Raw genomic sequence first — 25,671 nt, forward strand, 5'->3', positions numbered from 1 at the left:
GCTACTTGAGCCAGCTCATCATCGGACGCAGCTTGGCGCCGGTCTTCTCGATCGGGTGCTCGGCCAGCTCCTCGCGGTAGGCGGTGAACTTCTTCTGGCCGCTGTCGAACTCCTCGACGAGCTCCTTGGCGAACTCGCCCGACTGGATCTCGGCGAGGATGCGGCGCATCTCCTCCTTGGTCTCCTTGGTGACCACGCGCGGGCCACGGGAGTAGCCGCCGTACTCGGCGGTGTCGGAGACCGACCAGTACATCTTGTGGATGCCGCCCTCGTACATGAGGTCGACGATCAGCTTCATCTCGTGCAGGCACTCGAAGTAGGCGACCTCGGGCTGGTAGCCGGCCTCGATCAGGGTCTCGAACCCGGCCTTGATCAGCTCGGAGACGCCACCGCACAGGACGGCCTGCTCACCGAACAGGTCGGTCTCGGTCTCCTCGGTGAAGGTCGTCTTCAGCGCGCCCGCGCGGGTGCCGCCGATGCCCTTGGCGTAGGACAGGGCCAGGTCCCAGGCGTTGCCGCTGGCGTCCTTCTCGACGGCGACGAGGCAGGGCACACCGCGCCCGGCGGTGTACTGGCGGCGGACGAGGTGACCCGGGCCCTTGGGGGCGACCATGGCCACGTCGACGCCCTCCGGCGCCTCGATGAGGCCGTAGCGGATGTTCAGGCCGTGGCCGAAGAACAGCGCGTCGCCCTCGACGAGGTTCGGGGCCACGTGCTCGGCGTAGAGGTGGCGCTGGATGTGGTCCGGCGCGAGGATCATGGTCAGGTCGGCCTCTTCGACGGCCTCCGAGGGCGACACGACGCGCAGGCCGTCGGCCTCGGCCTTCTCGCGGCTCTTGGAGCCCTCGGGCAGGCCGACCCGGACGTCCACGCCGGAGTCGCGCAGGGAGAGCGCGTGGGCGTGGCCCTGGCTGCCGTAGCCCAGGACGGCCACGTGCCGGCCCTGGATGATCGACAGGTCGGCCTGGTCGTCGTAGAAGATCTCAGTCACTCTCTTAACCTTTCGGGTTTTCCCGTACGGCTCGTACGGTCTACGCGCTCCGGTCCAGGGCCCGGAGAGAACGGTCGGTGATGGAACGGGCACCGCGGCCGATGGCCACCATGCCCGACTGGACAAGCTCCTTGATGCCGTACGGCTCCAGCAGCTTGATGAAGGCCTGCAGCTTGTCCGGAGTGCCGGTGACCTCGATCGTCACGGCGTCCGGAGCCACGTCCACGCAGCGCGCCCGGAAGAGGTTGACCAACTCAAGCACGCTCGAACGGTTCTCGGCGTCGGCCCGCACCTTGATCAGGGTGAGTTCACGGTGCACGGCCTGAGCCGGGTCGAGCTCCACGATCTTGAGCACGTTGATCAGCTTGTTGAGCTGCTTGGTGACCTGCTCAAGCGGGAGGTCTTCGACGTTGACCACGATGGTCATCCGGGAGATGTCCTCGTGCTCGGTCGGCCCGACCGCCAGCGAGTCTATGTTGAAACCGCGACGGCTGAACAACGCCGCGACGCGCGCGAGCACGCCCGGCTTGTTCTCGACCAGCACGGAGAGCGTGTGCCTGCTCATGCCATTCCCTTCGCCCGGCCGTCCGCCGGAACACCGCTGTGCCTGTCGGTCCGCTCGCCCACCGCTAGTCCTCGCTGTCCCAGACGGGCGCCATGTCACGGGCGAACTTGATGTCGTCGTTGCTGGTCCCGGCCGCGACCATCGGCCAGACCATGGCGTCCTCGTGGACGACGAAGTCGATCACGACGGGCACGTCGTTGATCTCCATGGCCTTCTTGATGACCTCGTCCACGTCCTCCGGGCGCTCACAGCGCAGGCCGACGCAGCCGTAGGCCTCGGCGAGCTTCACGAAGTCGGGGATGCGGCGGACCGTCTGCAGGTTGGTGTTGGAGTAGCGCTGGTTGTAGAAGAGCGTCTGCCACTGCCTGACCATGCCGAGGTTGCCGTTGTTGATGATCGCGACCTTGATCGGCACGCCCTCGATGGCGCAGGTGGCCAGTTCCTGGTTGGTCATCTGGAAGCAGCCGTCGCCGTCGATGGCCCACACCGTGGTGTCCGGCCTGCCCATCTTCGCCCCCATCGCGGCGGGGACCGCGAAGCCCATCGTGCCCGCGCCGCCGGAGTTGATGAAGGAGCCGGGGTTCTCGTAGCCGATGAACTGGGAGGCCCACATCTGGTGCTGGCCGACGCCCGCGGTGTAGATCGCGTCGGGGCCGACGACCGCGCTCAGCCGCTGCATGACGTACTGCGGGGCGATGGAGCCGTCCTCGAACTCGGTGTAGCCCAGCGGGTAGGTCTCCCGGTAGGCGTCGAGCTGGCTCCACCACTCGCTGTAGTCGCCCTTGCGGCTCTCGTTGCGCACCGCGTTGATCAGCTCGGTGATGACCTCCTTGCAGTCACCGACGATCGGGACGTCGGCGTGCCGGTTCTTGGAGATCTCCGCCGGGTCGATGTCGGCGTGGACGATCTTGGCGTACGGCGCGAAGCTGTCCAGGTTGCCGGTGACGCGGTCGTCGAAGCGGACGCCGAGCCCGATGAGCAGGTCGGCCCGCTGCAGCGCGCCGACGGCGGGCACCGAGCCGTGCATGCCGGGCATGCCCAGGTGCTGGCGGTGACTGTCGGGGAAGGTGCCGCGCGCCATCAGCGTGGTGACCACGGGGATGCCGGTCAGCTCCGCGAACTCCAGCAGTTCCCCGGCCGCCCCTGCCTTGTGCACGCCGCCGCCCACGTACAGGACAGGGCGCTTGGACTCGGCGATCAGCTTGGCCGCCTCGCGGATCTGCTTGGAGTGCGGCCTGGTCACCGGGCGGTAGCCGGGGAGCTGCATCACCGGGGGCCACTGGAAGACGGTCTTGTTGGTCAGCGCGTCCTTGGAGATGTCCACGAGCACCGGCCCGGGACGGCCCGTCCCCGCGATGTGGAAGGCCTCGACGATCGTCCTGGCGATGTCGGCCGGGTCGGTCACCAGGAAGTTGTGCTTGGTGATCGGCATGGTGATGCCGGAGATGTCGGCTTCCTGGAAGGCGTCGGTGCCGATGGCCGCGCTGGTCACCTGGCCGGTGATGGCGACGATCGGGACCGAGTCCATGTAGGCGTCGGCGATCGGCGTGACCAGGTTGGTCGCTCCCGGGCCGCTGGTCGCCATGCAGACCCCGACCTTGCCCGTGGCCTGGGCGTAGCCCTGGGCGGCGTGTCCGGCGCCCTGCTCGTGCCGTACGAGCACGTGCCGGACCTTGACAGAGTCGTATAGGGGATCGTAGGCGGGAAGAATCGCGCCGCCCGGAATCCCGAACACAGTGTCGACTCCGACGTTCTCCAGTGCCCTCACGAGGGCCTGGGCTCCTGTCATCTGTTCGGTCATCGGCTCGTTCCTTGTGTGGCTGAGCATGTTTGATGGGGTCGATCTCTACAACGGCATAAAAAATGCCCCATCCCGCCGGGGATGGCGGATCTGGGGCGGCGCGCAGGACGAGGTGCTTCGCTATCGGCCCGCGCGCCGGCGAAGTACTACGAGAATCCCACGGTGATGCATGGGTCCACCATGGCCGACGTACCGGGCCCACGTCAAATTCATGGGACGGCGATCTCACGATACGAGACGGAAAAATACGGGAACCTGGACGGCGCCTTTCCCACCCCCGGTCGCTGACCAGGTAAAACGGCCTTCAAAGCTGGCCGGTCCGTCAGACGCCACTCGGCATGCTCGGCATGTCCGTGTGCATGAGCGAGTCGACCCCGCGCGCCGCCATCGGCCGCGCGACCAGGAAGCCCTGCCCCCTGGTGCACCCCATCTCACGCAGCAGTTCGAGCTGTTCCTGACGCTCGATGCCCTCGGCGACCACGATCAGGCCGAGATCGTGGCCGAGCCGTACGATCGTGCGGGTCAGCAGGGTCAGCGTCTCGTCGCGTCCGAGACCCGAGACGAACGACGGGTCGATCTTGATCATGTCGACCGGGAGCTGCCGCAGCAGGGCGAGCGAGGCGTAACCGGTGCCGAAGTCGTCGATGGCCAGCCGTACGCCCAGCTCACGCAGCTCGGAGAGCCGGTTGACGGTCTCCTCGGCGTCCTCGACCAGCATCTCCTCGATGACCTCCAGGGTCAGCGCGCTGGGCGGCAGGCCGCTCTCCGACAGGGCCGACTCGACGCTCTCCACGAAGCGCGGCGCCATGATCTGGCGGGCCGACAGGTTCAGCGACAGGCCGATCTTCCACGAGGAGGCGTGCCAGGAGGCGACCTCCCGGCAGGCCTCACGCAGGATCCACTCACTCAACGGCACGATCAGGCCGGTGTCCTCCGCCGGGCCGAGGAAGAGCTCGGGCGGCACGAAGGCGCTCCCCCGCCACCAGCGCACCAGAGCCTCGACCGCGGTGACCCGTGAGGTGGCCAGGTCGACGACCGGCTGGTACTCGATGGCGAACTGGTTCTCCAGCAGCGCCCGCTGCAGGTCGGCGGCCAGTTCGAGGCGCCTGACCACATCGGTGTGCATGTGCGCGGCGAACACCTCGACCCGGCGCCCGCCCAGCTCCTTCGCGCGGGCCATCGCCACGTCCGCGTTACGGATCAGATCGGCCGAGGAGACGTCCTCGTCGGCGAAGGCGACCCCCACGCTCGCGGTCAGCGCGACGTCGCGGTCCGCCACCCGGAACGGCTCCGAGGAGACCGTGCGGACCAGGCGCTCGGCCAGGTCGACCGCCGTCTGGGCGTCCGTCGCCCCTTCGAGCAGCACCGCGAACTCGTCCCCGCCCCACCGCGCCAGCGTGTCGTCGGCCCGTACGGCCGCGCGCAGCCTGCGGGCCGCCTGGCCGAGCAGGTAGTCGCCGCTGGCGTGGCCGACCGAGTCGTTGACCGCGGTGAAACCGTCCAGATCGAGGAAGACCACGGCCGCGGCGCCCGCACCGGGACGGGCCAGCACCTCCCGGGTCCGCTCCTCGAAGTAGGCCCGGTTCGGCAGCCCGGTGACACCGTCGTGGAAGGTCAGATGGGCGACCTGGTTGCGCAGGGCCTCCTGGTCGCTGACGTCCCTGGTGGTCACCAGCAGCAGTTCCTCACCGCGGACCCGGCGGGTCGCGACCGACTCCGTCGGCCGCCAGGTGCCGTCCGACGCCCTGACCCGGCAGGCGACCATGCAGGTCCCCGCGTTCTCGGCGGGCTCCTCGTCCAGGCTCATCGCGCGCATCGCCACCTGGATGGCGGGCACGTCCTCCGGGTGGATGTAGTCGAAGATCCTCCTGCCCACGATGTCCTCGGGGCGGTAGCCGTACGTGGTCTCGACGCCCTCGCCGATCTCACGCACCACGCCTTCGTAGTCGCACACCAGGACCACGTCCCCGGTGCTCTCCGCCAGGTCGTGCAGCTGCCGTTCCCCGAGATCGACCAGGCGCCGCATCCGGCCGGTCTCCATCAGCACGACGAACAGCCGCAGCACCAGGACGACGACGACCGAGACCGAGACCAGCGCCAGGACCGGCACCGGCCCCTGGACGCCACCGCCGAGCACCCGCAGGAGCACGACCACGGCGGCGGCCACGACCAGGACCAGCGGCGCGGCGGACAGCAACGAGGAGGCCGTCTGACCGACCAGTTCCTCCGTCTCGCCCTCCGCCGCAGAGGACTCGGTCTCCTGCTGCTCCCCCGGCTCCGCCACGGCCTCCGCCATGGCGTCGCCCGCCGCCTCGTCCCGGTCCTCGCCGGAGATGTCAGGGCGGGCCGTACGGTCACTCCACGCGACCGCGGCGAGCAGCAGGAAGGCCGCGGGCGCCAGCCACACCTGGCCCAGCGGCGGCTCGTCACCGGTCAGTCTGGCCAGCGCGGTGACGGTCTCGGAGGCGGTGACCGCCGCGAGTACGGCCAGCGCCGCGAGCCCGACCGGCCAGGCCGAACGCCTGGCGGGCACGACGGCCGGGCCGACCGCGCAGGCCAGGACCAGGCAGAGCAACGGTGAGGCGAGGGTCACCGCGAAAGTCCCCGCGTCACCCGCGTCGCGGTAGGCGGGGCCGAACAACGACACCCAGCCGATGACGAAGAGCGAGGCCGCGCAGACATAGGCGTCGGCCAGGTCCCGTAACAGCGCCTGACCACGCGCCTGTCTGACCGCGCACAGACCGGTGCCGACGGCGAGCATCGCGGTGCCCGCGAGCAGGACCAGATCGGCGAACGTCACCACGAAGGGCGTCCCGTCGGCCAGCGGCCGTACGGCGATGCCGACCAGCCAGGTGGCGCTGCCCGCGGCGAGCCAGCGCCAGGCCAGCGCACTGGCCCGGTCGGACGGACGGCGCGCGGCGGCGAACAGCGAGAACGCGGCGAACGCCGCGGCCGTAACGCCCGCGACCGCGCCGACGATCACAACGGCAGCACCACTGAGAAAGGCGGCAACCAGCCCCGCCACGCCGGTCAAGGCCGCGGCGGTCAGCGCTACCCGGGGGTCACGCCAGCGGATCAATGTCGTCTGCCCATCGGTTTCGGTTCGTCTCGCGTGCGCGGCGGTCTCCGTTTGCCGTGCCCGCGTTGCCGTCGAGAACGCGTCGTCCTTCGTCCTCCGCGTCCCACGACGGCACACGATCAGTGTGTGCTCTCCGGCTGACGCGGATGGTGACAACGCCGGAGTCGTCACCGATCCGATAACCGCGCGAGCGATCGGACTCGCAGTAATTCACCGTACGCACCCCAGGTCACGAGGCAGCCACGGTCGGGAATCCTTTCCCGGTCAGTACGAACCGGTGATCACGTTTTTAAGCTGCTCTCCGGCGAGGTGTCTCAGCAGCTGCGAGCGCAGCAACCTCAGCAGACGCCGCCCCGAGGCGGGGGTGCTTCCCGCGACGTGCGGGGTGACGAAGACCCCGGGTGCCGACCACAGCGGGTGACCGGCGGGAAGCGGCTCCGGGTCGGTCACGTCGAGTGCGGCGACCAGCCTGCCCCGTTCGAGCTCGGCCACGAGCGCGTCGGTGTCGACGACCCCGCCCCTGGCCGCGTTCACCAGCAGGGCGCCGTCCCGCATCGACGCCAGGAAGGCCGCGTCGACCAGCCCCGTGGTCGCGGGGGTCGCGGGTACCAGCAGCACGACCACATCCGCCTTCGGCAGCAGCTCGGGCAGCTCGTCCTGCCCGTGAACGCCCTCCCGCGCCGTCCGCGCGACCCGCACGACGTCCACCTCGAAGCCTTCGAGCCGCCGTTCGAGCGCCTGGCCGATCGAGCCGTACCCGACGACCAGCACGGTCGAGTCGGCCAGCACCCCGGTGTGGTGGTAGGTCCACTCCCCCCGCCCCTGGGCCGCGGCGAACCCCGGGAACTCCCGCAGCACCGCGATCATGGCCCCGACCACCCACTCCGCGGTACCCGCGTCGTGCACCCCCCGCGCGTTGCACAGCACCACGCCCTCGGGCAGGTGGGGCCGGTAGGCGTCGACCCCGGCGGTGACCGTCTGCAGCAACCGCAGCCCGTGCATCCGACCGAGCAGTTCGGGAACCAGTGAGGGCGGGATCAACGGCGGAACCCAGACCTCCACCTCCCCGATCCCCTCGGGCGTCGGCCCGGTCCCGTCGTAGACGACGCACTCCACATCGGGGAGATCACGAAGAACATCAGCCGCGGCCTGCGAGGGGACCCAGATTCTCATGGCCCCGATTATTGCGCTGTGCCTCTTTGCGGCGCCTTCGGCGCCGCGGGCTTGGGCGCTTTCGAGTCGGTGCTTTCCCTCGTCGCTCATCCGCTTCGCTCCTTCGCTCCTCAGTCCAAGCACCGACGCGCCCAAGCCGAAACCCCTCACACACGGCACCGGTAAGGCCACGTCAAAAACAGTCCCAGCGGAATCAGTCGTGTGGCCAAGGCATCGGGGGAAACACCTGCGCCCGAACTGGATACCGTCGATCTCTCCCGATGCCGGATGTGAAGGGTTTGATCTTTTGTCTTACCGGTGTCGTGCGTGAAGAGTTTCGGTTCGGGCGCGCCGACGCTTGGACTGAGGAACGCAGGAGCGAAGCGACGGAGTGACGAGGGAAAGCGTCGGCTCGAGGCGCCCGGACCCGCGGCGCCTTCGGCGCCGCAAAGAGGCACAGCCCGCGGCGCCGCAAATCACTCCGTCTGGGGTGTTCCGCCCGCCACGCACTTCAGGTTTAGTTCGGGGCGGTAGACGGTGGTCTGCTTGACGCGTTTGATCTCTTCGCCGTCTTGTTTGAAGATCCGCCAGACGTCGATCGTGAAGCCCTGCTGGCCTTCCATGGGGATGCAGCCCGGGCCGCTCTCGGTCACGCTCTTGAACGGCGTGAGATTGTAACGTTCCGAGGAGATCGACTCGATGTCGTAGCGCTTGGTGCTCCAGAAGGCGACCGTGACACCGCTCGCGGTGTAGGAGGTCTTCACCAGCACGCCGTACTTGGAGTCGTTCCGCCAGCGGAAGTCGGGCTCCGGCCAGGAGACCGTGGACTCACGGCCCGCCGGGTAGCGCGAGATGTAGAACTCGTGTGGCACGTGCTGGACGTCTTCGAGGCCGCCGAAGAACACCGCGTTGTACATGGTCGTGACGAACTGGGAGATGCCCCCGCCGACCGAGTCGATCAGCCTGCCCCCCTGGATCATCGGCGCCGGGACGAACCCCCGGGCCGTGTCGCGTTCGCCGATGACGCCGTTGAGGGAGAAGGTCTCGCCGGGTTTGACGATGTAGCCGTCCATGATCTTGGCCAGGGTCCTGATGTTGGTCACCCTGGGCGGACAGCAGACGTACGGGGTGGTGAACTCGCTGATCTTCTCCTTGATGCCGAGGGCACGCGCCTGAGCCTCGGAGAGTCTCGGTTCGACGGTCGTGAGCGTGACCTGGACGCTCCGTTCGCCGCCCTTGGCGAGCATGGCGGCCATGTCGTCGGCGAGCTTTCCGGTGTCGACGCCCTGCCCCTTGTGCCCGGGGACCAGCTTCGGCTTGTCGCCGACGATCTCGAAGGTGGGCTCCCTGGGGGCCAGTCCGGGGTCGACGAGACCGTTCTCCAGGTCGGCGACGGCGCCCTTGGCGTCGAAGACGGGACGCATCTCACCTTCCGGCCCAGGCTCGTAGGACAGGTGGGCGGCGAGGGTCTCGACCGTCATTCGCACCTGTTTGTCCCCGCGGACCAGGGTCACCGGGCCGGAGAGCGCCTTGGTCGCCGCGGTCTTGGCCTGTTCGACCGCCTCGGGGGTGGCCTTCGGCTTGATCACCGAGACGGGCAGGTCGACGGCTCCGGGCGAGCCGAGGAAGGCCTTGGCGATGGCGTCCGCCGCCGCCTCCTGTTCCAGCTTGCGGCCGTCCCTGGGGGCCACGGCCACGGGCCGGGTGCCCTTGAAGGTGACCTCGCCGTCCCTGACCTTGAGGTCGATCCTTCTCGCCAGTCCCTTGACGGCGTTCTTCATGAGTTCGGGGTCGACGGAGATCTTGGGGTTCAGGTCGTTGGTCCCGGTGAGGGCCCGCCAGACCTCTCCCGGCGAGGGGAAGTCGCTCGGCGCCTGGTCGATCGTCGCGACGACGTCGAACTCCAGCCCGGCCTCCTCGGGGTCGAGGGTGTACTCCTTGCCCGCGGCCCGCAGGGTCATCGCGCTGGTGGCGGGGGCGGCGAGTTTGTCCCTGAGCCGTTCGGCGGCCTCGGTGGCGGTCAGCCCGCCGATGTCGACGCCCCTGACGTTGGTGCCGGGCAGCATCTTGCCCGCCATGACGATCGCGGGGATGCCGTAGGCGAGGCAGCCGAGCACCAGCAGGAGCAGCAGGGTCAGCAGCAGCCCGCGTCCGCCACGGCGTGCGGGTGTCCCCTCGGTGCGGGGTGACCCTCCCCGGGGAGGTCCCGCGTCACCGGGTGCGGACTCCTGACGCGACGGGGCGGCCTTGTCCTGGGGGGTCGCCATCCGCCAGGGCTCCGGTTTGGGGGCGGGCGGTGGCAGGCCGGGCGAACCGGGGGATCCCGGTGCGCCGGGGTTCATGGGGCCCTGCTGTCCGCCGGCGCCGCGCGGGCCGGGAGAACCGGTAGGACCGAGCAGACCGGGCGAACCGGTGGGGCCGAAGATGTCGGGGGAGACGCCGGGGGGCAGCTTCGAACGCCCCTTGGGCCTGTTTCCCGGCGGCTGGGCGGGGTCACGGGCGCCCGGGGGAACGGGATGCGAGGGCAGGGGCACCGCCGCGAACGGGTCGGTCGGCGGATCTGTCGACGCTCCGTTCCGCACTTCCTCAGGCTCCTCCTGCTTCGTGACCTCTGCTTCCGGCAACCCTAAACCACAACCGTCCGCGGGCACCCTTGGTGAGCGGTAACAAATCACCTCGGCATGGCGGGTTTGCGGCATGGTTCGTGCTTCGCAAGGGCCCTTTCCCGCCTTTTCCGGCACCGTCGGAGTGGTTTTCCGCACCCCGAGCCGCGCCCGCCGTACGGGGCCTGGAGATGAGTCCGTACGGCGGGCCCGGCCTCTGTCAGGCGCCGAGCGCGTCGACGGCCGTCTGCGAGAAACGCACTCCGTCCTCGGTGGCGAAGTATGAGCAGGAGGCCCATCCGACGGTTCCCGCGGGTAGTCCCGAGGCCGACCTTCCGCCGAGTCTGAACTGGCACCAGGTGCCCGAACTGACGCTGAGGATCTGTCCGTAATCCCCGTAGTAGAGGTAGCCGACCACCCAGCTTCCGCCGGGGGTCGATCTCAGCCGGACGCCGTTGGCGATCACCATGGCGTCGATCGCCCGGGCGCTCGTGACGGCGGAAACGGCGGCCTGCGCCGGGGTGACGACGGCCGACGTCCCGCAGACGGCGGCCGAGAGCACGGCGAGGAGCGCCAGTTGTCTCTTCATGGAATTCTCCGATCTCGGGCTGTGCGGCACCAGAGAGAAGGGGGAGATTAATGTGATTACTGTGCAAGAAGTTAACAACCCCAGTCAATGCACATTTAGTGGGAGAAAGTGATTTCCAGATAACAAAAAGGCCCCACCAAATCGGTGGGGCCTTTCGTCGGCCGAAGCCGGCCGAAACCTGACTGCCTCCGGCAGGGACTACTCGGAGACGCCGAGCTTCTCCAGCAGGAGTTCACGGGCGCGGGCCGCGTCCGCCTTGCCCCTGCTGGCCTTCATGACGCCGCCGACCAGGGCGCCGACCGCGGCGATCTTGCCGGAGCGGACCTTCTCCGCGGCGGCGGCGTTGTCCGCCAGTACCTGGTCGATGATCGCCGAAAGCTCACCCTCGTCGTTGACGATCTGCAGGCCGCGCGCGGCGACCACCTCGTCGGGGGAACCCTCGCCGTTCAGCACGCCTTCGAGCACCTGGCGGGCCAGCTTGTCGTTCAGCGCTCCCCCGGCGACCATCGCGCACACCCTGGCGATCTGGTCGGGGGTGATCTCCAGCTCACCGAGCGGGACGCCCGCCTCGTTGGCCCTGCGGGCCAGCTCGCCCATCCACCACTTGCGGGCGTCGGCGGGCGGGGCCCCGGCGGCGACGGTCGCCTCGACCAGGTCGATGGCGTCGATGTTGTGCATGGACTCCATGTCCAGGTCGGACACGCCCCACTCCCGCTGGAGCCGCAGGCGCCGTACGCGCGGCAGCTCGGGCAGCGCGGCCTTCAGCTCGGCGACCCACGCGGGGTCCGGCGCGATCGGCACCAGGTCGGGCTCGGGGAAGTAGCGGTAGTCCTGCGCCTCCTCCTTCGAACGCCCCGAGGTGGTGGTGCCGGTGTCCTCGTGGAAGTGCCGGGTCTCCTGGATGATCACGCCGCCGTCGGCCAGGATCGCGGCCTGACGGGAGATCTCACCGCGGACCGAACGCTCGACGCTGCGCAGCGAGTTGACGTTCTTGGTCTCGGTACGGGTGCCCCACTCGGTCGCGCCACGCGGCATGAGGGAGACGTTCACGTCGCACCGCATGGAGCCCTCCTCCATGCGCACGTCGGAGACGCCGAGCGCGCGCATGACCTCGCGCAGTTCGGTGGCGTAGGCGCGGGCGACCTCGGGGGCGAGCCGGTCGGTGCCCGGGATCGGCTTGGTGACGATCTCGACCAGCGGGATGCCCGCGCGGTTGTAGTCGACGATCGAGTAGTCGGCGCCGTGGATGCGCCCGGTGGCGCCGCCCACGTGGGTGGACTTGCCGGTGTCCTCCTCCAGGTGGACCCGCTCGATCTCGATCCGCACGGTCTTGCCGTCCACCTCGACGTCGAGGTAGCCGTCGAAGCAGAGCGGCTCGTCGTACTGGCTGATCTGGTAGTTCTTCGGCATGTCCGGATAGAAGTAGTTCTTCCGGGCGAAGCGGCACCACTCGGCGATGGAGCAGTTGAGCGCAAGGCCGATGCGGATCGTCGACTCGATCGCGGCGGCGTTGGCCGTCGGCAGCGCCCCGGGCAGCGCCAGGCAGACCGGGCAGACCTGGGTGTTGGGCGGGGCGCCGAACGTGGTCGGGCAACCGCAGAACATCTTCGAGGCCGTGCCCAGCTCGACGTGCGTCTCCAGGCCCAGCACCGGTTCGAAGCGCTCAAGCGCCTCGTCGTACGGCATCAGCGTTTCCGTGCTCATCGGTTGTTCACCAATCCTCGTTGACTGGGCGGGAGACTCGCACCTCGCGCGCCGCTCCGCCCGCTGCGTCGGGCTCTCGCGCGCTCATCGGTCGATCACCCTCCTCGTTCACTCCGCGGAGCGCCCGCGTCCTGCGCGCCGCTCCGCCCGCTGTGCCGGGACTCCTCCCGCTCACAGGTAACCAAGTCCTTTCAGTGCGTTCCTCGTCTCGGCGACCCAGTCGGCGTATCCGGGGACCTGGGCCAGCACGGCGAGGTCCATGTTGCGCCCCGCGTACTGGAGGTAGTCGCCGATCGGCTTGCCCCGCTGAGGAACGGTCGCGGCCAGCACGGCCTCCGGGTCGGTGATCCTGTCCGCGTCACGGGGACGGGCGGGGAGCAGGCCGAGGTCGCTGCCCTCAAGCCGGGCCCACATCGCCCGGTCGGCCAGCAGCCACCGCTCCGTCTCCCCCAGGCCGATGACGGGCACCAGGTAGTGCGAGTGGTAGCGGACGCCGTCGCCCTTGCCGCGCTCACGCTCACTCTCGTGGGTGAACAGCAGGTGGCAGTCGGCGGCGAGCTCCTCAAGCGCCGTGACCACGCCCTCCCTGCCGGAGGAGACGACCTCCGTGGCCCCGACGTCCACCGTGTGCGGGGACATCCAGGTCAGCTCGCGCAGCTGGCGGGAGATCACGATGCCGAGGAAGCCCTCCTCGACCTCTCCCCTGGCGATCAGGCCGGGTACCAGCGGACGGCTCATGCCGCCGTCCCGAGGTATTTGCCGACCTGCCGTGGCGAGACGAACGTGCCCGGCTCGCCGTCCGGCTGGACGGACTTGGCCACGGTCACCCGGGAGACCCGGTCCCTGTCGGGATCGACGCGGACCGCGGTGTCCAGGAAGGTCAGCGCGTCCGGGTCGGCCCGGTAGGTCTCGGCGACCACCACCGGCGATTGGGTGGTGAGGATCACCTGCCGGTGCGGCTCCACGCCCCCCGGCCGGGTGATCCGCTGCCTGACCCGCCGCAGCAGCTCGCCGAGCCGCGTCGGGTGCACGCCGTTCTCGATCTCCTCGACCAGCAGGGTGCCCGGGTGGTCGGGGTCGTGCAGGGCGGCCAGCAGGCCCAGGACGCGCAGGGTCCCGTCGGACAGCAGGGGCGTCGGGACGCTTCCCTGGCCGTCGACGACCAGTTCGAAGGAGCACTCCTCCCGCTCGGTCCTGGGCACCAGCGCGACCACGTCGGGCACGATTCCCGCGAGGTCGGCCGTCAGGTCGGCGAGCGCCGCCGTACCGGCCATCCGCCCGAGCACCGCCGCGAGGTTGCGGCCGTCCGCGGCCAGCGGCCCGCGGTCCTCGGCGGACCAGCGCCCGCGCATGACCCGCGGTTCCGGCACGTAACGCCGCCACGTGGTGACCGTACGGCGGGGCGTCTCCTCGGGCTCGGGGTCCTCGACCATGAGCTCCAGGAGTTCCTCCGGCAGGTCGCTGGCCACGTGGCTGACGACGACCCCGCTCGACCTCGGGATCTTCAGGACCATCTCCGCGCCCGCGTCGAACCTGACCGGCAGCAGGGCTCCTGGCTCGGGGGTGACCAGGGTCTCGACGGAGACGACGAACCCCGGCACGGGCGTCCCCCGCGCGACCCGGTGGAACTGCTCGGCGGGCAGGCCCCTGGAGGCGCCCAGCAGACCGCCCTGGCCGGTGACCTCGGCGGCCACGAAGTCCAGGGCGTCGAACAGGTTCGACTTGCCACTGGAGTTCGGGCCGACCAGCACCAGGAAGGGCGGCACGTCGAGGACGAAGTTCAAGAATGACTTGAACCCGTCTATCTCGATCCGAGTGATCATGCCGCCTTTCCCCCTGTTTTCCTTTCTCGCCTTACCCGTGCCCTAGAGCACCGGGGCCTTGGACAGCAGGCTGCCGCCCCAACGGCCCTCCAGCGCCCTCTCCACCGCGGCGCCGACCCGGTAGCAGCGGTCGTCGCCGAGCACCGGGGCCATGATCTGCAGGCCGACGGGCAGCCCGTCCTCGTCCGCCAGGCCGCACGGCACCGAGATGGCCGCGTTGCCCGCCAGGTTGGTCGGGATGGTGCACAGGTCGGCGAGGTACATCGCCATGGGGTCGTCCGCGCGCTCGCCGATCGGGAACGCCGTGGTCGGCGTGGTCGGAGAGACCAGCACGTCCACCTGGTTGAAGGCCGCCTCGAAGTCGCGGGCGATCAGCGTGCGGACCTTCTGCGCCTGGCCGTAGTAGGCGTCGTAGTAGCCGCTGGACAGGGCGTAGGTGCCCAGGATGATGCGCCGCTTGACCTCGGGACCGAACCCGGCGGCCCTGGTCAGCGCCATGACCTCCTCGGCGCTGCGCGTGCCGTCGTCACCGACGCGCAGGCCGTACCGCATGGCGTCGAAGCGGGCCAGGTTGGAGGAGGCCTCGGACGGCGCGATCAGGTAGTAGGCCGGCAGCGCCGTGGTGAACGACGGGCAGGAGACCTCGACGACCTTGGCGCCGAGTGATTCGAGCAGCTCGACGCTCTCGTGGAAGCGGGCGAGCACCCCGGGCTGGTAGCCGTCGCCGCCGAACTCCCTGACCACGCCGATGCGCAGCCCCGCGACGTCGCCGTTGCGCGCCGCCTCGACGACGGAGGGCACCGGAGCGTCCACGGAGGTGGAGTCCATCGGGTCGTGCCCGGAGAAGGCCTCGTGCAGCAGCGCGGCGTCCAGCACGTTACGGGCGAAGGGGCCGGGAGTGTCCAGGGAGCTGGCGAAGGCGATCAGCCCGTAACGGGACGAGCCACCGTAGGTCGGCTTCATGCCGACGATGCCGGTGACGGCCGCGGGCTGGCGGATCGAGCCACCGGTGTCGGTGCCGGTGGACAGCGGGGCCTCGTAGGCGGCGACCGCGGCCGAGGAACCACCCGAGGAACCACCCGGGATGCGCGACAGGTCCCACGGGTTACGGGTCGGCCCGTAGGCCGAGTTCTCCGTGGAGGAGCCCATCGCGAACTCGTCGAGGTTGGTCTTGCCGAGGATCACCAGGCCCGCCTCACGCAGCCGCCTGGTCACGGTCGCGTCGTACGGCGGGCGGTACCCCTCAAGGATCTTGGAACCGGCCGTGGTCGGCATGTCCGTGGTCGTGAAGACGTCCTTGTGCGCGATCGGCACACCCGCGAGCGGGCCGAGCCGCTCCCCGGCGGCCCGGCGGGCGTCGACGGCGCGGGCCTGCGCGAGTGTCGTCTCCGCGTCGACGTGCAGGAAGGCGTTGACCTTCGGCTCCACCTCGGCGATCCGGTCGAGGTGGGCCTGGGCGACCTCGACGGCCGAGACCTCGCCGCCGGCGACCAGCGCGCCGAGTTCGGCGGCTGAGGTGTGGACGAGGCTCATGCTTCCTCCCCGAGGATGCGCGGAACACGGAAGCGGTCGTCCTCGACGGCCGGGGCGGCGGCCAGCGCCTCCTGCGGCGTCAGGCCGGGCCGTACCTCGTCTGGGCGGTAGACGTTGGTGAGCGGAAGCGCGTGCGAGGACGGCGGGATGTCGTCGGCCGCCACCTCGGCGACGCGGGCGACCGCACCGATGATCACATCGAGCTGCGCGGCGAAGTGGTCGAGTTCCTCGTCGGCCAGCGCCAGCCGGGACAGCCTGGCGAGGTGAGCGACCTCGTCGCGGGTTATGGCGGACATGAGTCGTTGAACCCGTTTCGTGAATGGCAATTGGACACTGTCATCCTAGGGCTCGTGACCTGACGTACCTGACCCAATAACCCGCGCCCTCCCTTCCGGCGTCTCCACGGGCCCCCGCGTCACCGGGCGGCCGTCCCCGAACCGCCCGGGAGCGCGCGTGCCGGCCTTCGCCGGGGATCAGGCCGTCTGGGGGTCGAGAACCTCGCTTCCGCGCAGGAATCCGAGGTCGGGCACGGCCCTGTCCCGGTGCTCGCTCAGCCAGACGGTCGCGTCGGCGGCGGACATGGGCTCGGTGAAGAGCCGTCCCTGGGCCAGTTCGCAGCCCATTTCGGCCAGGCGGGCGGCCACCTCGTCCGACTCGACGCCCTCGGCGACCGAGCGCAGCCCCAACGAGCGGACCAGGTCGATGATGGAGCGGACGATCCGCTCGTCGTCCACGGACTCGCCGAGCCTCCTGACGAACGAGGCGTCGATCTTGACCTCGGAGACCGGCAGGCGCTGCAGGCGCACCAGTGAGGAGTAGCCGGTGCCGAAGTCGTCCAGCGCGAGCTGCACCCCGAGCGCGTTCAGGGCGCGGACGGCGTCGGCGGTGTAGGCCTGGTCGGTCATCAGGACGCGCTCGGTCACCTCCAGCTGGATCGCCTCCGGCGGCAGGTGGTACTGCGCGAGCCCGGCCCCCAGCAGGTCGGGAAGGGTCGAGTCGAGCAGGTCACGGGCGGAGACGTTGACGGAGATCTGCTCGTTGAGCCCGATCCGCCACCAGTGCGCGGCCTGTTCGAGCGCCTCGTCGATGACGTACTGGGTGAGGTGCCGGATGAGGTAGGACTGCTCCGCCATCGGCACGAACTCCCCCGGCGAGATCATCCCGCGCTCGGGGTGGCGCCACCGCAGCAGCGCCTCGACCCCGCGCACCTGGCCGCTGGCCAGCTCCAGCTTGGGCTGGTAGTGAAGACGCAGCTCACGGCGGTCGATGGCCCTGCGCAGGTCGCCCATGAGGTTGAGCCGCTCGGGGCTGTTGCGGTCCTTCTCCGCGACGTAGACCTCGACGCCGGTGCGCGCCTCCTTCGCGAGGTACATCGCCACGTCGGAACGCTGCATCAGCATCTCGAAGTCGGGGGCGTGGTCGGGGTAGAGGGCGATGCCGACCGAGGCGTCCAGGTCGAAGGTCATGCCCTCCAGCCTGACCGGTTCGGTGAGGGCGACCCGCAGCCGCGCGGCCACCTCCCTGGCCGCCGCCGCGTCCCTGATCGAGGGCAGCAGCACCGCGAACTCGTCGCCGCCGAGCCTGGTCACCACGTCGCCCGGCCGTACGCTGTGGGTGAGCCGGTGCGCCACGATCTGCAGCAGCCGGTCGCCGACGGGGTGGCCGAGGGTGTCGTTGACCTCCTTGAACCGGTCGAGGTCCAGCAGGAAGAGCCCGACCTTCTCCCCGGCCCTCGCCTCGGCGATGGCCTCCTCGCTGCGGCCGACGAGCATCTTGCGGTTGGGCAGGCCGGTCAGCCCGTCGTGGGTGGCCTGGTGGTCGCGCCGTACGGAAAGGGTCGCGGTGAAGTAGACGGCGGCCATCGGCGCGAGGAAGAGCGGCACCAGCGCCGGGGAGTCGTTCATCACGACCACGACCAGCGGGGACAGGCCGAGCAGGCCCGCGTAGACCAGGCTCTGGTGGCCGATCGTTGTCTTGATCACCCGGTGCAGGGAGCGCCGTTCGTGCAGCGCGACCGCGCCGGAGACCAGCAGCGCCCTGACCGAGAAGTAGGCGAGCCCGGCCAGGGCGATCGCGAGCAGGTCACGCCCGTCGGGCACCCAGGAGATCGCCGGGGCCGAGTGGCGGCAGAGCACGGCGAGCACGGCCCCCGCGGCCGTGAGGGCCAGTGTCGTCTGGGCGATGTTGAACATGACCCGGTGCCACGCCTTACGGGTGACGGCGCTGTTGACGACGATGGCGACCGCCTGCGTCAGCACCGCCACCGGCAGCCCGTAGTGGAGCAGGGCCGCGAAGGTGAACATCGTCGACGGGTAGGTGCCCCCGACCGTCATCGACGACGACAGCATCACCGGCCGCAGCTCGCCCAGGACGACCAGGACGGCCAGCATCCAGAACATCGGGCTGCGCGCGAGCCCCGCCAGTTGCGCGGGGCCGGTCAGCCACTGGGCCAGCAGGAGAGCCGTGAACCCGAGCGTGATGACGGTGGTGAGATAGGCCCACAGCGGTGAGCCCGCACGCGGACCTGTGTCGCGTGTGTCATTTGGGTCGGCCATGAGTAACAAAACCCCCATTAGTTCACTATGGGAGAGTACGGCCTCTGGGCCACTTCGCGGAACCAATTGCGCACGTTCCGTCACCGGCCATTCGAAGCACCTGTCACGGAACGGCCCCCCGCTCGTCGTTTCCCCTGGTCGGCCTCTCGCCCCCGTGGTCACTCCTCCGGCGTCACCGCCACCGCGGCAGCCGCCTCCGGCCCCTCCTCCAGCAGGACCCGCAAGCCATCCTCGTCGAGAATCGGCACTTTGAGCTTGACGGCCTTGTCATATTTGGAGCCTGCGTTCTCCCCAACGACCACGAAAGAGGTCTTTTTAGACACCGAACCGGACACCTTTCCGCCCCTGGCTGAAAGGGCCGCGCCCGCCTCGTCACGGGTGAAGGTCGCCAGCGTCCCGGTCACCACGAACGTCAGGCCTTCGAGCGTCCGCGGAAGCAGGTCGGCGGGAGGCTCGTCCTCCATGCGGACCCCGGCCTGCCTCCAGCGGGTCACGATCTCCTTGTGCCAGTCGACCTGGAACCAGTCGTGGATCGCCGCCGCCACCCGGGGGCCGACCCCCTCGACGGCGGCCAGCTCCTCCTCGGTCGCCCGCTCGATCGCGTCGATCGAACGGAACTCGGCGGCGACGGCCTGCGCGGTGGGCGGGCCGACGTGCCGGATCGAGAGCGCGACCAGCACCCGCCAGACGGGCTGGTCCTTCGCCCGCTCCAGCTCCTCCAGCATCTTCTCGGCGTTCTTGCTCGGCTCGCCGCTCTGGTTGGCGAAGAAGGTGACGACCCTGGGCTCACCGGTCTCCGGGTCGGTCTTGGGAAGGCCGGTGTCGGGATCACGGACGACGGACCTGATCGGCAGCAGCCGCTCGACGGTCAGGTCGAACAGGTCGGCCTCGGTGCGCACCGGCGGCTCCTGGGGCGGCAGCGGCTGGGTCAGCGCGGTCGCCGCGACGTAGCCGAGCCCCTCGATGTCGAAGGCCCTGCGCCCGGCGGCGAAGAAGATGCGCTCACGCAGCTGGGCCGGGCACGCCCTGGTGTTGGGGCAGCGCAGGTCGGCGTCGCCCTCCTTCTCGTAGGCCAGCTCCGTGCCGCACTCCGGGCAGTGCGTCGGCATCGTGAACTCGCGTTCGGTGCCGTCGCGCAGGTCGGCGACGGGGCCGACGATCTCCGGGATGACGTCGCCCGCCTTGCGCAGCACCACGGTGTCGCCGACGCGCACGCCCTTGCGCGCGACCTCGGAGCCGTTGTGCAGGGTCGCCCGCTCGACCGTCGAGCCCGCGACCACGATCGGCTCCATGACGCCGTACGGCGTGACCCGGCCCGTGCGGCCGACCCCGACCTGGATGTCCAGGAGCTTGGTGTTGACCTCCTCCGGGGGGTATTTGTAGGCGATGGCCCAGCGGGGCGCCCTGCTGGTCGAGCCCAGGTTGCGCTGGATCTCGATGCGGTCGATCTTCACCACGACGCCGTCGATCTCGTAGACCGGGTCGTGGCGGTGCTCGCGGTAGAACTCGATGAAGGCGTTGATGCCGTCGAGGTCGTCCACGACCTTGTAGAGGTCGCTGACCGGCAGGCCCAGCGCCCTGAGCCGCTCGTAGACCGCCGACTGGGTCGGGGGCAGGGGCTCGCCCTCCCATTTGCCGACACCGTGGACGATCATGTGCAGTGGTCGCTGCGCGGTGATCCTGGGGTCCTTCTGCCGCAGTGAACCCGCCGCGGAGTTGCGGGGGTTGGCGAAGGGGGGCTTGCCCGCCTCGACCAGCTGCTCGTTGAGCTTCCTGAAGCCCTCGACGGGCATGTAGACCTCGCCCCTGACCTCGACGAGGTCGGGCACGTCCGGGCCGGTGAGCCGCTGGGGGACGTCGGCGATCGTGCGCACGCTCGCCGTGACGTCGTCGCCGACGCGGCCGTCGCCCCTGGTCGCGGCCCGCACCAGGCGGCCCTTCTCGTAGACCAGCGCGATGGCCAGGCCGTCGATCTTCAGCTCGCACAGGTAGGGCGCGGTCTCGCGCTCGGCGAGCCGTTCCGCCCTGACCTGCCAGGAGAGCAGGTCGTCGGCGTTGAAGGCGTTGTCCAGGCTCTCCATCCGCTGCAGGTGGGCGACCGCCGTGAAGTCGCTGGAGATCGGCGCGCCGACCTTCTGCGTCGGGGAGTCCGGCGTGCGCAGGGCCGGATGCTCCTCCTCAAGGGCGCGCAGCTCGCGCATCCACGCGTCGTACTGGGCGTCGCTCGCGGTCGGTGAGTCGAGCACGTAGTAACGCCAGTTGGCCTCGTCGGCCAGCTCGGCCAGCTCCGCGTGCCGTTCAAGCGCCGCAACCGGCACACCCTCGACCTCAGCGCCCATCGCAGGCTCTCCCCTCGTCAACCGGAAACGAGGAGAACGCTATCGCCGACCACCGACAGTGCGCGGCGCCGTTACCCGCCCATGGACAAGCTCCGCGGACGAGCCCGCCCTGGTCACGCGACCGCCGTACGGCCCCGCGGCCGGGGAGGTCACTCGCCCGGGTCCTCCCGCAGCACGCGGGCCGCCCGCGCGCAGGTGGCCAGGGCGGTCCTGGCGTAGGCGGGTGAGGCCCCGGCCAGCCCGCACGCGGGGGTGAGCACGACCTGCGAGGCCAGCGTCGAGGCGGGGAAGCCGAGCCTGCTCCACAGCTCCGCGGCGGGCCTGGCGATCACCCCGATGTCGGGCAGCGGCGCGTCCGTGCCGGGCACGACGCCGAGGAAGAGCGCGATCCCCGCCTCGATCGTCTCGCCGATCGCGTCCTCGTCGCGTCGCCTGAGCAGGGAGGCGTCCAGCGAGAGGCCGCGAAGGCCCGCCTCACGCAGGACGCCGAAGGGCACCCTGGGCGCGCAGCAGTGGGCGATCGGGAAGACTCCCCCGGGCAGCACGGAGCCGAGCAGCTCGGTGGCGTCGTGGGCCTCGACGGCGGGCAGCCGCCCGAAGCCGGACGCGGTCGGGACCGTACCCGCCAGCACTCCCGGCAGGCCGGGCTCGTCGAGCTGCAGCACGATCTCCGTGGCGCCCGGCACCCTCTTGCGCACGTCGGCGACGTGCGCGGCGAGCCCCTCGGCGAAGGAGGCGGCCAGGTCGCGCACCGCCCCCGGGTCGGCGAGCGTCCTGTCGCCGTGGCGCAGCTCGACGGTCGCCGCCAGCGTCCACGGCCCGGCCACCTGGATCTTGAACGGCCCCCGGTACCCCTGGGCCGCCTCCTCAAGAGCGTCGAGGTCGCGCAGCAGGTGGTCACGGGCCCGCCTGGCGTCGCGTCCCGGCCGGTCGGCGAAGCGCCATCCCGAGGGCTGGACCTCGACGGCCAGCTCGACCAGCAGCGAGGCGGACCGCCCGATCATGTCGGCGCCGACGCCTCGTCCGGGCAGCTCGGGGAGGTACGGCAGAGCGGAAAGCTCCCCGAAGACGACCCTGATCGCCTCCTCGTGGTCCTGACCCGGGTGCGACCCGACGCCCGTCGCCGTCGCCTCGCCCCACGCGTATCCGGCCGCGGTCCCGGCCGTGTGTTCTCCCATGTCCGCTCCCCGCCCTCTCACCGAACCCCGGGCACCCGCCCGCCTCGCCCGGTCACGGCAGTCAGCTTAGGACCGCCGGACACCGTGACGGCGCTTGATCGGGTTCAGTAGGGTTCTGCCCGGTATCACCGGTCTTGGGGGACAGAAGGTGAACGGATTCACGCGAAGGCTGACGGCCGCGGCCATCGCGATCGTGACCGCGGGGGCCGTAACCGCCGCTCCCGCCGTGGCCGCGCCCACCAGGTGCGCGCCGAAGCGCGGCACGACGAGCATCGCGGAGCCGTGGGGGCAGCGGCGGCTCAACCTGCCGCAGGCGTGGCGGCTGTCCAGGGGCGCCAAGGTGACCGTGGCGATCGTCGACAGCGGCGTGGACGTCACGCATCCCCAGCTGACCCGGGTGACCGCGTTCGACCTCACAGAAACCGGCAAGGCCGACTGCGTCGGTCACGGCACCGCGGTCGCGGGCATCATCGGCGGGGCCAGGCTCAAGGGGGTGCCCTTCGCGGGGGTCGCGCCCGAGGCCAGGCTGATCTCCATCAAGCAGCCCCTGGGCGACGAGGGCGACCTGGGCAGGCTGGCCCTGGGCATCGTCAAGGCGGCCCAGCTCGGCGCCGACGTGATCAACGTCTCCATCCAGGCGAGCGACCAGCCCGACCTGCGCAACGCGGTCGCGTACGCGCTGGCCAAGGACGCGGTCGTGGTCGCCGCGGCGGGCAACGTGAACAAGGAGGACGGCACTCCGGCCCCCGCCTATCCGGCCGCCTATCCCGGGGTCATCTCGGTCGGCGCGGCCAACTCCGACGGGAGCGTCGCCGACTACTCGAACTCCATGACCCCCGTCACCGTGCTGGCCCCCGGCAGTGACATCACCAGCACCTGGCCGGGGCGCTCCTACGTCGAGAAGGAGAACGGCACCAGTTTCGCGGCGGCCTACGTGTCGGGCGTCGCGGCTCTGGTGCGCTCCCGCTACCCGGAGCTGAACAAGGACCAGGTGCGCTGGCGCATCGCGCGGACCGCCGACGGCGCCTCGGGGACGGGCAGCGGCGCCGGGATGGTCAACCCGCTGCTGGCCGTCTCGACGATCATGGCCTCGGACGAGGTGGCCCTGGCGCCGCAGGAGCCCACCCCGCTGCCCGCCGACGCGATCCGGCGCACGCCTCCCGAGGACGCCCTGAGCGTCTCGATCACGCTGTGGGTCGCCCTGCTCTGTCTCGCCGGAGTCCTGCTGGCCGTGGTGTTCAGGTTCGCCGTGCCGCGAGGCCGGCGCCGGGGATGGCGGCCAGGGCATCCGGGAGAACAGACATGAAAGAGCTGTGAAACATGTGAACTTCACTGATCAGATTTGCTTTGATAGCCCTAGATATACCTATAGCAGTCTTTATCGATAGTTGAGTTGGAAGGATGGCCGATGGGGGATTTCAACCCATTGACACCTGAAGATCCGGAACGGATTGGTGTCTACCTCCTCACCGGACGTCTCGGCGACGCCTCCGGTCAGACCGTCTACCTGGGGCGTCTTCCCGATCAGGAGACCACCCGGGTCATCCGCCTGCTGCCCGCGCTTCCCGGTGCCGACCCCCAGACGCGGGAGCGGATCACCAACCGGCTGCACGCCGCCAAGCGGATCTCCGGCGCGCACACCGCCAAGCTTGTCGAGGTCGGCTGGTTCGACGACTCCCCCTACGTCGTCCACGAGCACGTCGAGGGCCGCTCCCTGCGCGAGACGGTCACCGCGGACGGACCGCTCGACCCCGACGCCCTGGAGCGGCTGGCCTCCGGCACCCTCGCCGCCCTGACCGCCATCCACCTGGCGGGCCTCGCCCACGGCGGGCTGAACCCCGACACCGTGGTGCTGAGCGCGGAGGGTCCGCGGGTGCGCGACACCGCCCTCGGCGTCACCGGGCCCGAGCCCGACTACCACGCCCCCGAGCTGGTCCACGCCAACCTCACCGGCGGTCCGGCACCGGCGCCCGGCAGGCCCGCGGACCTGTTCGCCTGGGCCGCGACCATCGCCTACGCCGCGACCGGCCGCGCCCCCTTCGGCGGGGACCCGCAGGCCGTGCTCAACGGCTCCCCCGACCTCACCGGGCTCGCGCCCGCGCTGACCGCCCTCCTGATCTCCTGCCTCGACAAGCAGCCGCAGCAGCGTCCCGACACCAAGGCCGCCATGCTGCAACTGCTCGGCGACCGGCCCGCCCTCACCGGCACGGCCGTCACGGGGGGCGCCGTCACCGGAGGCGCCGTCACGGGGAGCGCAGTCACCGGGGACGCCGTCGCACCGGCCGTGCCCCAGCAGCAGGACGCCGCCGCCTCGCAGCCTGCGGCGTCCGCGGGATGGAGCGCGCCGCCGCTGCCCAAGGACACCTCGGCCTCGACGCAGCCGCCCATCGTGCTGCAGGTCGCGGCCTCGACCACGGGGAGCAAGAAGCCCGGCGGGCTTCTGCTGGCCGCCTGCGTCGGCACGGTCGCCGTGCTGGCCGGAGCGGGCATCTGGGCCGCGGGGAACTACACCTCGCTCAACAACGTCGAGCGCGCCTCCGCCGACGGGAAGGTCGCGAACCCCCTCGAACTGGTCGACCAGGGCAAGGGGCGGCAGCCGTACCCGACGAACGGCACGGGGGGTCAGGGACAGCAGGGCACCGACGACCCCTCGGACCGGGTGACCGTGCCGTGGGGCACGACGCCCGACCCGAACGTCCCGGACGTCGCCCCGCTCCAGCTGACCACGGAGGCGCCGACGGGTGAGCCCCCGGTGCCGACGCTGACCTCGTTCACCACCCCGCCACCCGCCGTACCGACCACGCCCCCGATTCCGCCGACCAACGTCCCCGCGCCCCCGAGCACGGCGCCGACCGCGGAAACCTCGGCGAAGCCGACCGGGAAGCCGACGGGCAAGCCGAGCCAGACGGCCGAGCCGACGCAGGCCCACACGCCGACGCCGACCGTCACCGTGACCGTGACTCCCACCGTCCCGCCCAGCGGGCCCGCGACCGCGTCCCCCAGCGGATCTCCCACGGCCTCTCCCAGCGGGACCTCCACGGCGTCCCCGTCGCCGAACGGCAGCCCCGAGCCGAGCCAGACGGCCTCCCCCTCACCGGCGCCGACGGCCACCCCGACGCCCGCGGCGAGCGCACAGCCGACCCACGCCGCGAGGCCGACGCCGTCGCCGACGCCGACCCGGACGGCACGCACCCCCGAGGAGACCAAGACCGTACGGTCGACTCCGACCAGGACCGCGAAGCCTGAGACGAAGCCCGAGACGGAGCGTCCTTCGGAGAGGCCCATCGAGCCCGGCAACGTCAGGCCGCCGCTCCAGCCGACCGCCGAGCCCTCGACGGCCAAGCCCCCGGCCGGGGAGTCCCGGCCGCAGACCAACCCCTACACGCCGCAGCAGGCCTGCGGGGCGGGCTACTACGTGCAGCGGTCCGTGCCCTTCACCGGTGGAGCCGTCTACCAGCTCTACAACTCCTCGACCGGCTCGAACTGCGTGGTCACCATGAAGACCACCGACGTCGGGAAGGCGACCTCCGTCTGGGCGACCCTGGAGGTGAAGGACGGCGGGAGCAAGACCGAGCGCGGGGAGTTCAAGTACTACGCGGGCCCGGTGATCCTGCCGGCGAAGGGCAAGTGCGTGAGCATCAGCGGTGGCAACTCGGCGGACAGCGCCAGCGCCCCGCCGGCCAACTGCGGATGACGCGCCTCTGAGTGCCTCGCAACGACGACGTCGGCCCCCGCCGGGTTCGCCCCGGCGGGGGCCGA

At 70.6% G+C, this 25,671-nt stretch carries 17 protein-coding genes; 2 read left to right on the top strand and 15 right to left on the bottom strand.

The window, feature by feature from the left end:
- Position 1: 1 nt before the first annotated feature.
- From ilvC to ABZ463_RS08060, 15 genes are all read right to left on the bottom strand, one after another.
- Complete coding sequence (gene ilvC, locus ABZ463_RS07990; RefSeq protein WP_352010725.1) at positions 2–982, bottom strand: ketol-acid reductoisomerase; 981 nt, start codon at positions 980–982, stop codon at positions 2–4.
- A 49-nt stretch (positions 983–1,031) separates the two neighbouring features.
- Positions 1,032–1,556, bottom strand: a complete 525-nt coding sequence (gene ilvN / locus ABZ463_RS07995; protein ID WP_184720112.1) for an acetolactate synthase small subunit — start codon at positions 1,554–1,556, stop codon at positions 1,032–1,034.
- Between the two features lie 64 nt (positions 1,557–1,620).
- Positions 1,621–3,384 carry an acetolactate synthase large subunit gene (locus ABZ463_RS08000; RefSeq protein ID WP_352010226.1) on the bottom strand — a complete coding sequence of 588 codons (1,764 nt, stop codon included), beginning with the start codon at positions 3,382–3,384 and terminating at the stop codon, positions 1,621–1,623.
- Between the two features lie 295 nt (positions 3,385–3,679).
- Positions 3,680–6,340: a GGDEF domain-containing protein gene (locus ABZ463_RS08005; protein ID WP_352010225.1), complete on the bottom strand. Its 2,661-nt coding sequence runs from the start codon at positions 6,338–6,340 to the stop codon at positions 3,680–3,682.
- A 360-nt stretch (positions 6,341–6,700) separates the two neighbouring features.
- Complete coding sequence (locus tag ABZ463_RS08010) at positions 6,701–7,609, bottom strand: 2-hydroxyacid dehydrogenase (protein WP_362774189.1); 909 nt, start codon at positions 7,607–7,609, stop codon at positions 6,701–6,703.
- A 455-nt stretch (positions 7,610–8,064) separates the two neighbouring features.
- Positions 8,065–10,170, bottom strand: coding sequence for a VanW family protein (locus ABZ463_RS08015; protein WP_362774192.1), 2,106 nt, complete (start codon positions 10,168–10,170; stop codon positions 8,065–8,067).
- Between the two features lie 241 nt (positions 10,171–10,411).
- Positions 10,412–10,780, bottom strand: coding sequence for an SH3 domain-containing protein (locus ABZ463_RS08020; protein WP_352010222.1), 369 nt, complete (start codon positions 10,778–10,780; stop codon positions 10,412–10,414).
- A gap of 198 nt (positions 10,781–10,978) precedes the next feature.
- Positions 10,979–12,484, bottom strand: a complete 1,506-nt coding sequence (gene gatB, locus ABZ463_RS08025; RefSeq protein WP_362774200.1) for an Asp-tRNA(Asn)/Glu-tRNA(Gln) amidotransferase subunit GatB — start codon at positions 12,482–12,484, stop codon at positions 10,979–10,981.
- Between the two features lie 171 nt (positions 12,485–12,655).
- Positions 12,656–13,222: a hypothetical protein gene (locus ABZ463_RS08030; RefSeq protein ID WP_352010220.1), complete on the bottom strand. Its 567-nt coding sequence runs from the start codon at positions 13,220–13,222 to the stop codon at positions 12,656–12,658.
- The gene (locus ABZ463_RS08035) at positions 13,219–14,307 is read right to left on the bottom strand and encodes an AAA family ATPase (protein ID WP_362774204.1); all 1,089 of its coding nucleotides are present in this window, start codon (positions 14,305–14,307) and stop codon (positions 13,219–13,221) included. Before ABZ463_RS08035 ends, ABZ463_RS08030 begins: the two co-directional genes overlap by 4 nt.
- 42 nt (positions 14,308–14,349) lie before the next feature.
- Positions 14,350–15,840 carry an Asp-tRNA(Asn)/Glu-tRNA(Gln) amidotransferase subunit GatA gene (gene gatA, locus ABZ463_RS08040; protein WP_352010218.1) on the bottom strand — a complete coding sequence of 497 codons (1,491 nt, stop codon included), beginning with the start codon at positions 15,838–15,840 and terminating at the stop codon, positions 14,350–14,352.
- Positions 15,837–16,136 carry an Asp-tRNA(Asn)/Glu-tRNA(Gln) amidotransferase subunit GatC gene (gatC, locus tag ABZ463_RS08045; RefSeq protein WP_352010217.1) on the bottom strand — a complete coding sequence of 100 codons (300 nt, stop codon included), beginning with the start codon at positions 16,134–16,136 and terminating at the stop codon, positions 15,837–15,839. Before gatC ends, gatA begins: the two co-directional genes overlap by 4 nt.
- A gap of 177 nt (positions 16,137–16,313) precedes the next feature.
- The gene (locus ABZ463_RS08050) at positions 16,314–18,395 is read right to left on the bottom strand and encodes an EAL domain-containing protein (protein ID WP_352010216.1); all 2,082 of its coding nucleotides are present in this window, start codon (positions 18,393–18,395) and stop codon (positions 16,314–16,316) included.
- A 158-nt stretch (positions 18,396–18,553) separates the two neighbouring features.
- On the bottom strand, positions 18,554–20,734 hold the full coding sequence (ligA, locus tag ABZ463_RS08055) for an NAD-dependent DNA ligase LigA (protein WP_362774208.1): 2,181 nt from the start codon (positions 20,732–20,734) through the stop codon (positions 18,554–18,556).
- Between the two features lie 149 nt (positions 20,735–20,883).
- On the bottom strand, positions 20,884–21,912 hold the full coding sequence (locus ABZ463_RS08060; RefSeq protein WP_352010214.1) for a methionine synthase: 1,029 nt from the start codon (positions 21,910–21,912) through the stop codon (positions 20,884–20,886).
- 148 nt (positions 21,913–22,060) lie between these two features.
- On the opposite strand from ABZ463_RS08060, the gene mycP reads away from it, so the two are divergent.
- Together mycP and ABZ463_RS08070 are read left to right on the top strand one after the other, a co-directional pair.
- Complete coding sequence (gene mycP / locus ABZ463_RS08065) at positions 22,061–23,218, top strand: type VII secretion-associated serine protease mycosin (protein ID WP_362774211.1); 1,158 nt, start codon at positions 22,061–22,063, stop codon at positions 23,216–23,218.
- 120 nt (positions 23,219–23,338) lie between these two features.
- Positions 23,339–25,606, top strand: a complete 2,268-nt coding sequence (locus ABZ463_RS08070; protein ID WP_362774214.1) for a serine/threonine protein kinase — start codon at positions 23,339–23,341, stop codon at positions 25,604–25,606.
- The last annotated feature ends 65 nt before the right edge of the window (positions 25,607–25,671 follow it).

The organism is Streptosporangium sp. NPDC020145 (genome assembly GCF_040631275.1).
GTDB lineage: Bacteria > Actinomycetota > Actinomycetes > Streptosporangiales > Streptosporangiaceae > Streptosporangium.